General features: G+C 39.9%; 8 protein-coding genes. All 8 read left to right on the plus strand.

What is annotated here, in order from left to right; all coding sequences use genetic code 11:
• Positions 1-1,917 (plus strand): SspB-related isopeptide-forming adhesin (locus tag GMD3S_RS0208515; RefSeq protein ID WP_025172981.1); only part of this gene is annotated, 1,917 nt, incomplete at its 5' end.
• Between the two features lie 132 nt (positions 1,918-2,049).
• Positions 2,050-2,577 (plus strand): FUSC family protein, encoded by a 528-nt coding sequence (locus tag GMD3S_RS0208520; RefSeq protein WP_000119887.1) that lies wholly within the window; start codon positions 2,050-2,052, stop codon positions 2,575-2,577.
• Between the two features lie 76 nt (positions 2,578-2,653).
• The gene (gene glnR / locus GMD3S_RS0208525; protein WP_000664333.1) at positions 2,654-3,010 is read left to right on the plus strand and encodes a transcriptional repressor GlnR; all 357 of its coding nucleotides are present in this window, start codon (positions 2,654-2,656) and stop codon (positions 3,008-3,010) included.
• A gap of 38 nt (positions 3,011-3,048) precedes the next feature.
• A complete protein-coding gene (gene glnA / locus GMD3S_RS0208530) occupies positions 3,049-4,395 on the plus strand; it encodes a type I glutamate--ammonia ligase (RefSeq protein WP_001122885.1) in 1,347 nt (448 codons plus the stop codon).
• 390 nt (positions 4,396-4,785) lie between these two features.
• Positions 4,786-5,373: a TlpA family protein disulfide reductase gene (locus GMD3S_RS0208535; protein ID WP_001168154.1), complete on the plus strand. Its 588-nt coding sequence runs from the start codon at positions 4,786-4,788 to the stop codon at positions 5,371-5,373.
• 59 nt (positions 5,374-5,432) lie between these two features.
• Complete coding sequence (locus GMD3S_RS0208540) at positions 5,433-13,604, plus strand: isopeptide-forming domain-containing fimbrial protein (protein ID WP_001204245.1); 8,172 nt, start codon at positions 5,433-5,435, stop codon at positions 13,602-13,604.
• 75 nt (positions 13,605-13,679) lie between these two features.
• On the plus strand, positions 13,680-15,500 hold the full coding sequence (locus tag GMD3S_RS0208545; protein ID WP_000087623.1) for a G5 domain-containing protein: 1,821 nt from the start codon (positions 13,680-13,682) through the stop codon (positions 15,498-15,500).
• Positions 15,501-15,862: 362 nt separating this feature from the next.
• Positions 15,863-17,510: isopeptide-forming domain-containing fimbrial protein (locus GMD3S_RS0208550; protein ID WP_000871436.1), on the plus strand; the 1,648-nt coding region annotated here is incomplete at its 3' end.

Consider the following 17,510-nt stretch of genomic DNA (forward strand, 5'->3'; position numbering starts at 1 on the left):
AAAACTCCAGATCAACCGGAGCCATCAAAACCAGAAGAGCCAACATATGAGACAGAGAAACCATTGGAACCAGCTCCAGTAGCACCAAGCTATGAAAATGAGCCAACTCCACCGGTAAAAACTCCAGATCAACCAGAGCCATCAAAACCAGAAGAGCCAAATTATGATCCATTGCCAACTCCGCCGCTAGCACCAACTCCTAAGCACTTGCCAACACCACCAGCGGTGCCAACAGTTCACTTCCATTACAATCGTCTATTTGCACAACCTCAGATTAATAAAGAAATTAAAAATGAGGATGGAGTAGATATCGACCGTACTCTAGTTGCTAAGCAGTCTGTAGTGAAGTTTGAGTTGAAAACGGAAGCTTTAACTGCAGGGCGTCCAAAAACAACTTCGTTTGTATTGGTAGATCCACTTCCAACTGGCTATCAGTTTGATTTGGAAGCAACCAAGGCTGCAAGCAAAGGTTTTGAAACAAGCTATGACAAAGCTAGTCACACTGTAACCTTTAAGGCTACTGAGGAGACCTTGGCAGCTTTCAATGCAGATTTGACAAAATCCTTTGAGACTCTATATCCAACTGTTGTTGGTCGTGTCTTGAATGATGGGGCGACTTATACAAACAACTTTACATTGACAGTCAACGATGCCTACGGTGTCAAGTCAAACATTGTTCGTGTAACGACTCCAGGTAAACCAAATGATCCTGACAATCCAAATAACAACTACATCAAGCCTTTGAAAGTTAACAAGAACAAGCAAGGTGTGAATATTGATGGCAAAGAAGTTCTAGCTGGTTCAACGAACTACTATGAACTCACATGGGATTTGGACCAATACAAGGGAGATAAATCTTCTAAAGAAGCGATTCAAAATGGTTTCTACTATGTGGATGATTATCCAGAAGAAGCCTTAACCCTTCAACCAGAATTGGTTAAGATCCGTGATCTAGAGGGCAATCTTGTATCAGGTATCAGTGTTCAACAGTTTGATAGTTTAGAAGCTGCGCCTAAGAAGGTTCAAGATCTGTTGAAGAAAGCAAACATCACTGTTAAAGGTGCTTTCCAACTCTTCTCAGCTGATAATCCAGCCGAATTCTACAAGAACTATGTAGCAGCAGGAAAATCATTGCTCATCACAGATCCGATGACAGTTAAACCTGAATTTGGTCAAACGGGTGGTAAGTATGAAAACAAAGCCTACCAAATTGATTTTGGAAATGGCTATGCTACAGAAGTAGTTGTCAATAATGTACCGAAAATCACACCTAAAAAAGATGTGACAATCAGTATGGATCCAAGCAGTGACAATATCGATGGCCAAACAATTCCGTTGAACCAGTACTTCAATTATCGTTTAATTGGTGGTTTGATTCCACAAAATCATTCTGAGGACTTAAATGACTATAGTTTTGTAGATGATTATGACCAAAAAGGTGATCAATACACTGGAAATTATAAAGTTCTTGCCAAGGTTGATATCCGATTGAAAGACGGTCGTGTTATCAAGGCAGGGACAGACTTAACAGCTGAAACACAGGTTGAACATGATAAAGATAAGGGAATGATTACCATTCGCTTCAAGGAAGAATTCCTTCAAGAGATTCAGTTGGATTCTCCATTCCAAGCTGAGACTTATATTCAAATGAAACGAATTGCTGTCGGAACCTTTGAAAATACCTATGTAAATACTGTGAATAAAGTTGCTTACGCTTCAAACACAGTTCGCACGACAACGCCAGAACCTAAGAAACCAGGGGAGCCAACAACTCCTACTCCAAATCCAAAAGGTAACCCTACTCTACCTCAAACAGGTACAAATGATTCAAGCTACATGCCATATCTTGGTCTAGCAGCTTTAGTAGGAGTTTTAGGACTTGGTCAGTTGAAACGTAAAGAAGACGAAAGTAACTAAGCTCTGAATTTAAATAGAAAAGAGGAACTCTGTTTCCTCTTTTTTATAGCCCTAAATTAAAAACGCTTCCTATTGATTTTCACTCATAAAATCAACTAATTTATGTTAAAATGGTAGTAGAAAGTTGAGATTATGAGTTATTTTAAAAAATATAAATTTGATAAGTCACAGTTCAAGCTTGGTATGCGAACTTTCAAAACGGGGATTGCTGTATTTATAGTTCTCTTGATTTTTGGTTTTTTTGGCTGGAAGGGGCTTCAAATCGGAGCATTGACAGCGGTCTTCAGTCTACGAGAGAGCTTTGATAAGAGCGTCCATTTTGGAACTTCGCGTATCTTAGGAAATAGCATTGGCGGTTTTTACGCCCTTGTCTTTTTCCTCTTAAACACTTTATTTCATGGAGCCTTTTGGGTAACCTTACTAGTTGTTCCGATTTGCACCATGTTAACCATTATGACAAACGTTGCCATGAATAACAAGGCAGGAGTTATTGGTGGTGTAGCAGCCATGTTGATCATTACCCTATCAATACCAAGCGGAGAAACATTTTTGTACGTGTTTGCGCGCGTATTTGAAACATTTATGGGAGTTTTTGTCGCAATCCTTGTAAATTATGATATTGAGCAACTGAAACTCTTTTGGGAGAAAAAAAGAAAATAATGTTACATTTTATGACATTATTCGTTGACGTATGTCTTTTTTTAGACTATAATAGACAGGAAGAAGGAAATTGTAAATGAAGGAAAGAGAATTTCGCCGAAATATGGCTGTTTTTCCTATCGGCAGTGTTATGAAATTGACCGATCTCTCGGCGCGTCAGATTCGTTATTATGAAGATCAAGAGTTGATCAAACCTGATCGAAACGAAGGGAACCGTCGCATGTATTCGTTGAATGATATGGATCGTCTGCTTGAAATCAAAGATTATATCTCTGAAGGTCATAATATTGCTGCGATTAAGAAAAAATATGCTGAACGCGAGGCGAAGTCCAAGAAAGCTGTGAGTCAGACGGAAGTGCGTCGTGCACTCCACAATGAACTCCTCCAGCAGGGGCGCTTTGCTTCAGTACGGTCACCCTTTGGTCGCGGTTAGGCAATCGCAAGTAGTCATATATATTAAGGAGAAAACCCATGCCAATCACAGCTGCAGATATTCGTCGTGAAGTCAAGGAAAAAAATGTTACCTTTATCCGTCTCATGTTTTCAGATATTCTGGGAACCATGAAAAACGTCGAAATTCCTGCTACAGATGAACAGTTAGATAAGGTCTTGTCAAACAAAGCCATGTTTGATGGCTCTTCTATTGAAGGTTTTGTACGTATCAATGAGTCAGATATGTACTTGTACCCAGACTTGGATACATGGACAGTCTTCCCTTGGGGAGATGAAAATGGAAGTGTTGCAGGTTTGATCTGTGATGTCTATACAACAGAAGGCGAACCATTTGCAGGTGACCCTCGTGGTAATCTGAAGCGTGCACTTCGTCATATGGAAGAAGTAGGATTCAAATCTTTCAACCTTGGTCCAGAACCAGAATTCTTCCTATTTAAGTTGGATGAAAATGGGGATCCGACTCTTGAGGTAAATGACAAGGGTGGCTACTTTGATTTGGCCCCTACTGACCTTGCAGACAATACGCGTCGTGAAATCGTGAATGTCTTGACCAAAATGGGATTTGAAGTAGAAGCAAGTCACCACGAGGTTGCGGTTGGTCAACATGAAATTGACTTCAAGTATGATGAAGTCCTCCGTGCCTGTGACAAGATTCAAATCTTTAAACTCGTTGTTAAAACTATTGCTCGCAAACATGGTTTGTACGCAACCTTTATGGCAAAACCAAAATTTGGTATCGCTGGATCAGGTATGCACTGTAATATGTCCTTGTTTGATGCGGAAGGAAACAATGCCTTCTTTGATCCAAATGATCCAAAAGGAATGCAGTTATCTGAAACGGCCTACCATTTCCTTGGTGGTTTGATCAAACATGCTTACAACTATACTGCTATCATGAACCCAACAGTTAACTCATACAAACGTTTGGTTCCAGGTTATGAAGCGCCTGTTTACATTGCTTGGGCTGGTCGTAACCGTTCGCCACTTGTGCGCGTACCAGCTTCACGTGGTATGGGAACTCGTCTTGAGTTGCGTTCAGTGGACCCGATGGCAAACCCATACATCGCTATGGCAGTTCTATTGGAAGTTGGTTTGCATGGTATTGAAAACAAAATCGAAGCACCAGCTCCTATCGAAGAAAATATCTATATCATGACAGCGGAAGAGCGTAAGGAAGCTGGAATTACTGACCTTCCATCAACGCTTCACAACGCCTTGAAAGCCTTGACTGAGGATGAAGTGGTCAAGGCAGCCCTAGGTGAACACATCTACACGAGCTTCCTTGAAGCTAAACGTATCGAGTGGGCTAGCTATGCAACCTTTGTGTCACAATGGGAAGTTGATAATTATCTTGATTTGTATTAAGAACATAAAAAAGATTGTCTGATTGGGCAATCTTTTTTATTATTGCAAATTTTTAAATGTATTTCGTTGCTGTTTTTAGTATAGTTATTATATAGAAAAACAGAAAACAAGAAAGAGTGAATTATGCATTAAAAAGAAATAATATTCTGAAAATAATTAGAAAATAACGTCCAATCATTTTCATTATACCTATTTAATGCAGTAGTGTGGCGGGTTTAGCGTGGGAAAGAAAAAAGTTTACAATTTGACAACATATTTCTTGAAATACGAATTAGTAAATGATAAAATGTTTTTTGGAATGGATGAGTTTTGGAGAGTTTATAAATTATTTAATATATTATTTACTCAAGTTCTACTCGCCATATTTCATCAAAAAGGAAAGGAGATTCTATGCAAAAAGATAAGTGGTGGCTTCCGTTTTTAGCAGTGGGAGTCATCATCGGATTGTCGGTGGGTTTGATTTATTATACTAGACCCGCTAAGGACGGAGAAGTAGGGACTTCATCAGTTTCGCAATCAACTTCAAGTGCTGAGAACAATACTGCCTTGAGTCTAAAAGGTCAACAACTTCCAGAATTTAAAATGACTTCTCAAGACGGTAAATTGGTTGCTAGTTCAGAGCTGTATGATAAACCTATGTTAATTGTCGAATGGGCTAGTTGGTGTCCTCATTGTCAGAAACAACTACCCATTGTTCAGCAGATGTATGAAAAGTATGGTGAACAGATCAATTTTGTTTTACTAAATATGAACGAACCTGGTAAAGAAACAAAAGAGAGTGCTGATCGATACATTAAGGAAAAAGGATACACTTTCCCTTATTACTATGACGAAGATCAATCAGCTGCAGATCTATTACAGGTTCAGACCATACCAAGTATGTATTTTGTAACCAAAAAGCAAGAAGTAAAAAATGTATTGGTTAACCATTCCGATGCGGAAAGCTTTTCTAAAGAGTTGCAAACACTACTCAACTAACATATATCTACTATAGAAAAGGGGGAAGAAGAAATCACAATAGGATTTCAGAAATAGCAATGAGAGATTTCATTAAAAAGGTCTCCATATTGTTTATCATTTTATTCTTATCTGTTCCATTAGCCTTAATGGGACAGATACTTGGTAGCGCTGCAGCAAATGAAGGCGGTAGTACTATTGAAGTAGGTGGAAATACAAAGATAACACAAAATGGATGTTCCCGTAAAATTGAAAAAACGGAAAAAATTAGCTGGCGCCTGCCTAGAAAACCAGTGGATTTGGTAATCTTGCAGGATGCGAGTGGATCATTTAAGAACACCATTCCAAATGTCCAGAATGCTTTAAAAACTCTGACGACATTTGTGAAGGAAGAAGAGTATGATGAAAATAACCCACGTTTGGTTAAGACTGATAATCCAGATACATCAGACCGGGTTATGATGGCGACCTTCCAAGGTGCAGATGGATACAACTACTACTACAATAACGATTTTACAGGCCGTAAAGATGTTTATGGTAGTTGGGGACCTGACTATGATTACAAATACAAGGCAAGTAACTTGTCTTCTGACCAAAATGATATCCATCAATTCATTAATAATATTAAAGTAGCGGGAGGAACACCAACTGTTCCAGCTATTGACGATGTCATTGCTCAATATAATGAAAGAAAAGGGAATATGGCTAATGGTCGTAAAACTATCTTTCTTTTGATTACGGATGGTGTTGCCAATGGGAAACGTGACCCTGATGGTAAGGTTCGTCTAGAGTACAGTGACTATCGGAACAATATTCTTACACGTGCATGGAATTTTAATGAACTAACAGAGGCGTCTCAAAACGTTTTAGGGCGTGTGAAAGAGGTTAAGGAAGCATCTACAAGACTTAAAAATGTTGTTGGTTCTGAAGGAACAGTAGTAGTTGGTTTCTGGGAAGACGTAACAATCTTTGCGAATTCCAAAGCTCAGTACTATGACACATATAAAGAAGGTTATTCAAAATATTTTGATATAGGGGATAACCGAAGTGTCCAAGAGATTTTCCATGAAGCATTAGAGGGGATGGCTTCTCCAGCTAAAAATATCAATGGAAAAGATGTTTCCTTCTATGTTAATGAACAAAGCGATATCAATAAATTCTCAAGTCGAGTTCTAGAATCTGTTGGTGCTGCTCTGGTTAAAGAAGATATCAAAGGTGAGTTTGAAGTTACTCCAGGATATAAGGTAGATGCAGTTCGAATTAATGGTAAGAAGATTGTATCAAAGGTTACCGATTCGAAGAAAGAAATTCGTGGTAAGATTGTTCAAGAAGGAGACAAGGTTACAATCTCTGTTCCAGAGAGTGTCTTTAATCCAGGAAACAACAAGTTTGACTATGATTTGAGTAAGGAAGCACATGCTGAACAAGTTGATGAGGATGATGAGCAAGACCCTCCTGCAGACTACAAACCAGTTAAGGAGACAGTTCCAGTTCCTGAGCTGACTGGTAAATTTAAAGTTGGTGATTTTGCGACTGAAACAATCGGTGGTTCGAAAGAAACTGTAGAAGTTCAAAAACTTGAATACTGTTACCCAAGTGCCACCAAGAAAATTGCAGACCAAGATCAAAGCAATGATACTGGTACTATTGAAGATCCACTTCAATTGACTAAAAAACCAGCCTATGCGGCTAACTTGTCTGCCAAAGACGAAACATTTACTTATACAGTAGATTACAACTTCAACAACGTTCCTTATGAGTTTAAGCAAAACGTTATGTTGACAGACCCTCTTGACTATCGTTTAGAAGTTGTAGGTCATCATGCTTCTGGACCACAAGGTCAAATCTTGACTCGTGTAGTGAAACAAAATGACGATCTCGGAAACGAACGTGAAGTTGTTGTTGCTGATGTACCAAGTGTGAATGGTTATGAATACTTAGTGCTTCAAAAAGCTAAAATGACCATTACCGTTCGCTTGAAGGAGCAATATCGCAATAATCAAGCGAGCAAAGAATTCATGGCCCTTCTTCAGGATAATGATGGCTTCGGTTTGCTGAACCAGGGTAATATCATGTGGAATGGTGAGGATAATAATCCTGATCCAAGTAAACATGCTAAAACAGCTGACAAACCAAGTACCATTCGCCGTTCAAATCCAGTTTACGTGAAACCTCCAGTTGTAACAGAAATTACGAAGAAGGTTAATGACAAAGAACATGAAGATTTGAAGGCAGAAGAGGAACTCTTTGAGTACAAAGTGACTGTTCCATGGCCAGGCATTGCAGATACATTTAGCCTTACGGATACAGTTGTTTCAGAGTTGGAAGTTCAGGCAGATAGCTTGAATGTAAAACTTGGTGAAAAAGATAATACTGACTTGAAAACTGCTGCAAAAGTTGAAGGTCAAACTGTTTCACTGACTCTTGATAAAACTCAACTCGAAAAGATCTCACGTAAGGTAACGCGTCGTAAGACTAAAGATGTTCAATACCTAGAATTGACCTTCAAGGCTAAGATTCGTCCGGGTGCTGACCTTTCTAAATATAAGGAAGATGGTCAAATTAAAGTACCTAACACGGCAGATGTTGCCTTGAATGATATCAAGAAAACATCGAATAAAGTAACGGTTACACCACCAAAACCACAAGAACCTTCTATTGATAAGAAGATTAATGAGAACTTGGATAGCTTCCAAACGTTTGATGGGCAACCATACAACTACAACATTACAACAGCAGTACCAAGTGATGTTGCTAATTACAAGAAATTTGTGATTCGTGATACACTGGATGCTAATTTGGAACTTGCAGGAGACGTAAGTATTAAAGGTTCTGCAGCGGCCCTCTTTGATATCCACACCAATGGCCAAGAGATTACGGCAACGGTGAAGGATGGTCAGTTTGGTGAACTTGCAAAATACTCAACTGTTGAACTAGTCATTCCTGCAAAAGTTAAAAATGGTGTGACAGGCACAATCATTGAAAACAAGGCTTCTATTTCCTTTACAAATGAGAATAATGTAGAGAAAGAAGTTGAATCGAAACCTGTCACCGTAACGCCACCTCCTGTAACGAAGAAGATCAATGAAACTCTTGATCACTTAGATATCGCGACAGGTCAAGCGTATAACTACAACATTAAGACAAAACTTCCAACAGATATTACAGATTACAAGAAATTTGTGATTACAGATACACTTGAAGGAGATTTGTCAGTTATCAATGAAACTTCAAGCAAACCAGTTATCAAAGGAGCAGCTGCAGCCTTCTTCGATGTAACAGTTGAGGGTCAAACCGTGACTGCAACGATGAAGGACTTTGCGAACGCTACAGCTCTTGCTGGTCAAGAAGTGGAATTGATTATTCCGGCTAAGATCAATGATGGAGTGACTCGTATCAACATTCCAAATACTGCGAAGTTCAGCTTCACAGATAAGAACGATCATAGCGGAGAAAAAGAAACGAAACCTGTCACCGTAACCCCTCCATCAGAACCAGGTGTTGATAAGAAAATCAACGAAACACTGACAGAGGCAACAATCGGGGCAGAAACCGACTTTACTTATAATATCAAAGCGAAATTGCCAAATGATATTACAACGTACAAGTCCTTCGTTGTAACGGATACCTTGGATGAGAACTTGACTCCAGGTCAAGCTGAAATCAAGGGAGCGGCAGCGAAATTCTTCGATGTAACAGTTCAAGGTCAAACCGTGACTGCAACGATGAAAGATTTTGCGAATGCGGGTGACTACGGTAACCAAGAAGTAGAGCTCGTGATTCATGCCAAAGTGAAGAAAGGCTCAACTGTTCCATCTATTGAGAACAAAGCTAAGATTACTTACACCAACAAGAATGACCAACAAGGTGAGAAAGAAACCAAGCCAGTCACTGTTACTCCACCGCCAATCACTAAGAAGGTGAATGGTCAGGAACACGCAGATCTTGGTAAGTTATCAGAAATCTTTACTTATACGATTGACTCAACGGTTCCACATGTGGCAGATAGCTTCACTATTTCAGATGATATCGTCAAAGAATTGGCATTTGAAGGAGAAGCAACGGTCACTGTTGATGGCCAAGCTGTTCAAGACCTCACTGTAACAACAGAAGGTCAACGTTTGACGGTCACATTTGGTAAAGAGCAAGTGAAACAATATGCTGGTAAAGCTGTACAAGTTTCATTTAAGGCTAAGGTGAAGGAAGGCATTACCTTTGATGCACTCTTAGCAGCTTATCCAAATGAATCAAAAGACAAGCCGGTAGTACCAAATACTGCTAGCTACATCATTAATGATAATCCTGATTCTAAGAAAGAATCAAAACCAGTTACCGTTACACCACCACCAACCACTACTCCAGAGCTTAAGAAGGAAGTAAACAGAGCAGAACGTTATGATCTTGTAAAACGTAATGAAGAATTTACTTATACTTTGAAAACAACAATGCCTGCCAGCGCAACTGTGTTTGAGATGACAGACGAGTTGAAAGAAGTTCTAGAATTTGTCGGTGAGAATGCTTCAGCTACTGTTAAACTTGATGGTGAGGATGCAGGATCGAAGGCGACAGTGACACTTTCTGGTCAAGTCATCAAAGTTGCCTTTACAGAAGCTTCTGTAAAAGCAGATGCCGGTAAGTCAATTGAAGTGAATTTCAAGGCTAAGATTAGAGATAATGCCAACTTATCAGCTTATGTGAATAAAGATGGTAAGACAGAGATTCCGAATAAGGCTTCTTATGATATTGATCATAATCCAAAATACCACAAGGACTCTAATGAAGTCCCAGTAACGCCACCAACACCAGACGAGCCAGAAATCAAGAAAGATGTGAACGGCAAGGCAGAAGCAACCCTCGCGAAACGTGATGAAGTCTTCACTTATAATGTGAAAACAAGTGTAGCGCAAGATGCGACAGCCTTCAGCGTAACCGATAAGATCGAAGATGTTCTTGAGTTCGCAGGGACTTCAAGTGCTAAATTGAATGGTCAAGCCCTTGAAGCAAGCCAAATCAAGGTAGAAGGTCAAACGATTACCTTGACGCTTACAGAAGAACAAGTGAAAGCCAATGGCGGTCAAGCAGTTGAATTAACATTCGACGCGAAGATCAAAGCTGGCGCAAACTTGTCCGCATATGTGAAGGAAGACGGCCGTACACAGATTCCAAATAAGGCTTCTTACGACGCAAGCTTCCCACACAAACCAGGTGTGCACAAGGATTCTAATGAAGTCCCAGTAACACCTCCAACACCAGAAGAGCCAGAAATCAAGAAAGATGTGAACGGCAAGGCAGAAGCAACCCTCGCAAAACGTGATGAAGTCTTCACCTATAATGTGAAAACAAGTGTAGCGCAAGATGCGACAGCCTTCAGCGTAACCGATAAGATCGAAGATGTTCTTGAGTTCGCAGGAACTTCAAGTGCAACCTTGAATGGTCAAGCTCTTGATGCTAGCCAAATCAAAGTAGAAGGTCAAACCATCACCTTGACGCTTACAGAAGAACAAGTGAAAGCCAATGGCGGTCAAGCCGTTGAATTAACATTCGACGCCAAGATCAAAGCTGGCGCGAACTTGTCCGCATATGTGAAGGAAGACGGCCGTACACAGATTCCGAATAAGGCTTCTTATGACGCAAGCTTCCCACACAGACCAAGTGTGCACAAGGACTCTAACGAAGTTCCAGTAACGCCACCAACACCAGACGAGCCAGAAATCAAGAAAGATGTGAACGGCAAGGCAGAAGAAACCCTCGCAAAACGTGATGAAGTCTTCACTTACAACGTGAAAACGACAGTAGCGCAAGATGCGACAGCCTTCAGCGTAACCGATAAGATCGAAGATGTTCTTGAGTTCGCAGGAACTTCAAGTGCTAAATTGAATGGTCAAGCTCTTGATGCAAGTCAAATCAAGGTAGAAGGTCAAACGATTACCTTGACCCTTACAGAAGAACAAGTGAAAGCAAGTGGCGGTCAAGCAGTTGAATTAACATTTGACGCCAAGATCAAAGCTGGCGCAAACTTGTCCGCATATGTGAAGGAAGACGGCCGTACACAGATTCCGAATAAGGCTTCTTATGACGCAAGCTTCCCACACAAACCAGGTGTGCACAAGGATTCGAACGAAGTCCCAGTAACACCACCAACACCAGACGAACCAGAAATCAAGAAAGATGTGAATGCTAAAACTGAGGAAATCCTCGCTGATCGTGACCAAATTTTCACTTACAACGTGAAAACAAGTGTCCCAACAGATGTATCCTCCTTCAGTGTAAGTGATACACTTGAGTCTGTTCTTGATTATGCAGGTTCAGCAAGTGCGACCTTGAATGGTCAAGCTCTTGATGCTAGCCAAATCAAGGTAGAAGGTCAAACGATTACCTTGACCCTTACAGAAGAACAAGTAAAAGCCAATGGCGGTCAAGCAGTTGAATTGAGCTTCACTGCGAAGATTAAAGCGGGAGCTGATTTGACTCCATATCTAACAGATCGTGGATTCACTGTTCCAAATACAGCTTCTTATGATGCGAAGTTCCCACACAAACCAGGGCTACACAAAGATTCGAATAAAGTTCCGGTAATCGTTCCAAAAGAACCAGAACCAGAAATTTCTAAGAAGATTAATCGTACCTTGGACCACTTGGATGTGGAATACGACGCACCATACATGTATAATGTCAATACAACTTTGCCAAAAGATATTGATAAGTACAAAGAGTTCACAGTCACAGATACACTCGAACCGGTCTTGGCAATCGCTGATACACCAGTAGCCTATGTGGACGGTCGTGATGCAAATGGAGCTCTTGAAACAAGTGTTGAAGGAAATACTGTCACTGTAAAAGTGAAAGATTTCGCTCGATTGAAAGGTTTCAAAGAGATTCAATTGTACATCCCAGCTAAACTCAAAGCGAATAGCGATTTGAAAGCTTATAAGGACCAATTGGTACCAAACAAAGCAACTGTCAACTTCAAGGATGCCAATGGTCAATCTGGCAGCAAGGAATCAAAACCGGTAACGGTGAAACCACGTGACCCAGAAAAACCAACAGATCCGACACCAGGTGAACCTGCTAAGACAGTTGGACCAGAAAATGGATCAACACCAGGGACTTCATACAACTTGCCAAATGCAACAGATACTTTCCGCTTCGATATCACTACTCCGGTTCCAACGGATCCAGTGGATGAAAATGGAAATGCCAAGAAAGATCAATATGGTCGTCTTGTCAAGACAGATTTGACGAACTTCACGATCAGTGATGAAATCCATTCAGTTTTGAAAGTCAATAAAGACCGAATCGCTCTTAAAGTTGAAAACGCTCAGTTTGACAAGCTCAAAGCAGCTCTTCAAGCTCAAGTTGAACAGGCAGAGAAGGAACTGAAAGCTTTGACAGGTAAGTCAATTGATGAGACCTCAACAGAGGATAACAAGAAGGAAGACCTAAAAGCGGCGGAAGCTAAAGTGGCTGAATTGAAAGCGAAGTTGGAAGCAGCTAAGGCAGCGCAACCAGCTAAACCAGCTGAAGCGGAAACGCCGGCAACTCAAGCTACATCTGATTCTTCTGCAACAGAAGATAAGAAACCTGCTGACACCGAAACAAGTCAAAACCTTGCAAGCCTAGAGGCAGAGTTGAAAGTAGCTGAAGAAAACTTGGCTAAGCTTCAAGCACCAGCGGAGAAAGAAGCAGAATTAGCACCAGCTGATAAGAAACAACAACAAGAGAAACTTGAAAATGAAATCAAGAACCTGAAAGAAGCTCAAACTAAGCTTCAAGCGGCTATTGATAAATTGAGTAAGGTTTCAAATGATCGTAGTGAATTAGTAGGTAAAGAGTTGGAAGCAATTGCCACTGTTACTTACGATGAAGTTCAAAACATTGTAACTCTTGAAATCAGCGATAAGGATGTTCTCGAAGCCTTGAAGGGAAGTAAAGTAACTCTCGTTCTTTATACAAACTTCAGAGAAGGAACAGATTTTGCACAATTCGCGACAGGTGTACCAAATACGGCAAAAGTAAGCTTTAACGATAAATCAAAAACTACCAACAAGGTTGTGGTGACACCACCGGTTCCGGTAACGCCACCAGCTCTAAATATCCCACCAGCAGAGGGGGATATTCCGAAAAAACCAACAGAACCAGGTAAAACATTGCCAAATACAGGTTCTGAAGGATCTTCAATCTTTGGAGTACTTGCAGCCCTTACTCTAGGACTTGCTGGACTTCTAGTTTGGAAGCGTAAAGCTGAACGTTAGTATCATATAGTAAGAGGAGAGTAGAAAATTTTACTCTTCTCCTTACTGTATATTGAAAGTGTTAAGGAAAGAATAATGAGTAGAAAAAAATTATTAAAGTTAGGGATTTCTATACTTGCTTTAAATGCTCTTGGAGTAGTAACTTATCATGTAGCTCCTGACTTGTATCGAATTCCAACAGTGCATGCAGAAGAGACTCCGGCAGAAGATGAAGAAATTCCAGACGGACAAGAGCGAAACATTGCAAATACGTTCAAAAGAATGCTCAATAATATAGAATCTTCGATTAAGGATTATACAGATAATCCAGAAGAGGAGAATAAAGAACTCCTAGAGGGTGATGTAGAAGAAGCAAAGAATTTTTTTGAGACTGCAAAGAAGGCAATGAAGAGTCCAGAAGGTCAAAAAAGTTTTGCGGCGCTTGAAGCTCGCTACAATTCTTTAAAAGCTAAGGCTGAGGCGCTTCTCTCAGGGGGAGATTTAAAAGAAGAACATCAAGAAGTCACAACTACTGAGGAGATTCCTTACCCATCTCGTACAGAAAACAATGCAGACCTCGCCGAAGGTACTCGAAAGGTAAAACAAGCGGGAGAAAAAGGTCAGAAGAAAGTTGTTTGGGATGTTACTTTGGTAAATGGCGTTGAGAAAAAACGTGATAGAAAGAGCCAAACAGTAATTAAAGAACCAGTAGAAGAAATCATCGAAGTAGGAACTAAGAAAACAGGTGTAGAAACCAAAGAAACAGTGACTGTAGAGGAGAAAGTTGCTTTTAAAGAAGAAACGAAAGTAGACCCAGCACTGGATAAAGGTCAAACACGTGTTGAAGAAGGTGAAGAAGGTATTGATGAAGTCACTTATGAAGTGACAAAAGTGGATGGTGTTGAAAAATCTCGTAAAGAAGTTTCACGCAAGACCAAGAAAGCTGCAAAAAACAAGATTACCTATACCGGTGGGAAAGCTGTTGTAACGACTAAGGAAGTAACCAAAACTGAAGAAGTTGCCTTCCAGACTCGTGAGGTTGAAAATGCACTCTTAGCTGAAGGTGTTCGCCGAGTGAAAACAGCTGGGCAAAAAGGTGTTCGTACCATTGTTGAAACTGTCACTTACACAGACGGCGTTGAAACAGGTCGTGAGGTGAAATCCAACACAATCACTACTCCAGCAGTAGACGAAGTTGTCGAAGTTGGAACTAAGAAAGTAGTAGCCCCAGTTGTAACGACTAAGGAAGAGACCAAGACAGAAGAAGTTGCTTTCCAAACTAAGGAAGTAACAAATCCAGATTTTCCAGAAGGGACTCGTCAAGTGAAGACAGCTGGTAAGAAGGGTGTTCGTACGATTGTTGAAACTGTCACTTACACAGACGGCGTTGAAACAGGTCGCGAGGTGAAATCAAACACAATCACTACTCCAGCAGTAGACGAAGTTGTCGAAGTTGGAACTAAGAAAGTAGTAGCCCCAGTTGTAACGACTAAGGAAGAAACGAAGACAGAAGATGTTGCCTTCCAAACTAAGGAAGTCACAAATCCAGATCTTCCAGAAGGAAGTCGTCAAGTGAAGACAGCTGGTAAGAAGGGTGTTCGCACCATTGTTTATACAGTGACTTACACAGACGGCGTTGAAACAGGTCGAGTTGAGAAATCAAGCACAATCACCACTCCAGCAGTAGATGAGATTGTTGAAGTTGGAACTAAGAAAGTAACTCCTACAACAACCAACGGTGATAAGAATGATACTGCAATAACAGGGAACCAAGCTGAAAGCACTAAGAAAGAAGAAACTGCAAGCCAAGATAAGAAAGTTCTACCAAGCACAGGTACAGCTTCTACCAGTCTTCTTTCAATGATTGGTTTATTTATCGCCGGTCTAGTAGGCTTTGTCGTTCGTAAGAAGGACTAAGGCTCTCTAATATACAAAAGTATCTTTTGTACGAGAAATACTAAAAAGAACCCAGAATTTATTCTTGGGTTCTTTCTTTATAAAAAATTAAATATATTAATGTTTATGTGTGGCTTGAGTACGTTATGAAACTCATAGAGTGATAATAGGATTAACTATAAAACAGTTATTCACATGGTGTAAACGCCTTTTCTAAAATTTTTATATTTTAATTATTCTCACCAAAAATTGACAATCTGGAAATACAAAATAATAAATTTTTATCTATAATCTACTTTTAATTGCCCTTTTTTTGTGTTAAAATGAGATGAATATTTCTTTTGAAATGATTAAACAATCATTTTTAGTTTTGGAGGTACATTATGAAATGGAAATATCGCATGAGAATGCCTTTTTCTACTATTTTCAGTAGAAAAAAACAGGCTTTTCTCGGACTAGTCGTTTTACTTTTTTCTATTTTTCTTATTCCGCTTCAATCTTATGCGGCTTTAGAAGAAATAAAAAACGGAACGGATATCTCAACCTTGGATATTCGTAAGTTTAATTTGAACATCAACAATTTTAGTGTTTTATCTAAATCACAGGCTGTTGATCAGTTTCATTTATCGAATCCCCACTATGAATATCTCTGGGGTGGTGCCTATCCAGGCGAGATGGAGAACTTTACTCTTAAAGTAGATAAAAGTAAAAAACAGGATCAAGTTTTTGAAAATCCTCTTTCTCTAAAATTCACAAATATTGGGACAGTTAATGGTAAGCAAGTAGATGCTTACTTAAAATTCAATAAGGTAACTCTTCACTATCTAAACACTGCTCAGGCAGAATCTGAGATGAATAGTGCTCAAAAATCTACTGTTGAATTTTTCTCTATTTCAGAATTGTGGGAAAATAATGCTTTTGAAATTGGGAATGTTCCCTATGTAGATGCAGCTCATGACTACATTATGAATAAGGCTTTTTGGCTTGATGCGGATGTAACAGCAGAGTTGCGTTATGCAGATGGTTCCGAGACAGATTTGAAGTTGGTTATGAAGCCAACAGACATCGATGCAATGGATGCCAACAACTTGAAGGAAACCTTCTATGTTAAGGATTATCAAAATGATGTTAATCTTCGTTTGATGAATAATGCCAATGTCTTAAGACAGGAAGATCAAGGAGATCGAACTGCTTGGGTAGCAACTCAGATTACAAGCGGTAGCTATTCTGAGAACAATATCTCTGGTTTTGCCCTTCGATCAAATAGTAATAGTATGAATTTTGGTTACTCATCAACAGAGGTTGCTTCGGCCGTCTTTGGTCTTTATATTGAAAAAATTGATCCGAGCCCTGTTCTAGCAGTGGATCCTACAGAGATTCCAGCTAAGGAAGGACAAGATGTAACCTATAAAGCTACGTTTAAAGTTCCGGTTCCAGGTAAGGACATTTTAGCAACGCCTTCATCTATCGAAATGGTTCAGAAATTTGATGAGCGCCTTAATTATCAAGGACTTAAAGTGGAATCAGGTGGAGTGACTTTACAGGAAGGGCGTGATTATACTATTGAAAAGAATGGTCAAACTGTTACTGTTAAAATGACACCTGAATACATAAAAGCAAATTCTTCTGCTGAAATTATTGTAACTTATAATACTACTACAAACAAAAAAGTAGAAGAAAAAGGTTCTGGAAAGATTGACAATACTGTAACATTGCATGTTGATAATTTATCAGCTCCTTCTAATCAGGTAAGCACGGCCCTCCTTTATGAAAAACATCATGAGTTTGTGAGTGGAACCCCAGGCAAAGAACTTCCACAAGAAGTGAAAGACCTGCTTCCAGCAACAGAAAAGAACTTGTCTAATGGTACTCAAGTAACGCCAACACAACCAAGCCAAACAGAAGTGAAGACGGCAGAGGGTACATGGAGCTTTAAGTCTTATGACAAGGCATCAGAAACCATCAATGGAGCGGATGCCCACTTCGTCGGTACTTGGGAATTTACCCCAGCACCAACTTACAAGGCAACAC

Source organism: Streptococcus sp. GMD3S (assembly GCF_000298695.2).
GTDB lineage: Bacteria > Bacillota > Bacilli > Lactobacillales > Streptococcaceae > Streptococcus.

Bases quoted from the DNA above. Each gene is read 5' to 3' on its own strand.
- GMD3S_RS0208520 (WP_000119887.1), top strand. From the start codon at position 2,050: ATGAGTTATTTTAAAAAATATAAATTTGATAAGTCACAGTTCAAGCTT.
- glnR (WP_000664333.1), top strand. From the start codon at position 2,654: ATGAAGGAAAGAGAATTTCGCCGAAATATGGCTGTTTTTCCTATCGGC.
- glnA (WP_001122885.1), top strand. From the start codon at position 3,049: ATGCCAATCACAGCTGCAGATATTCGTCGTGAAGTCAAGGAAAAAAAT.
- GMD3S_RS0208535 (WP_001168154.1), top strand. From the start codon at position 4,786: ATGCAAAAAGATAAGTGGTGGCTTCCGTTTTTAGCAGTGGGAGTCATC.
- GMD3S_RS0208540 (WP_001204245.1), top strand. From the start codon at position 5,433: ATGAGAGATTTCATTAAAAAGGTCTCCATATTGTTTATCATTTTATTC.
- GMD3S_RS0208545 (WP_000087623.1), top strand. From the start codon at position 13,680: ATGAGTAGAAAAAAATTATTAAAGTTAGGGATTTCTATACTTGCTTTA.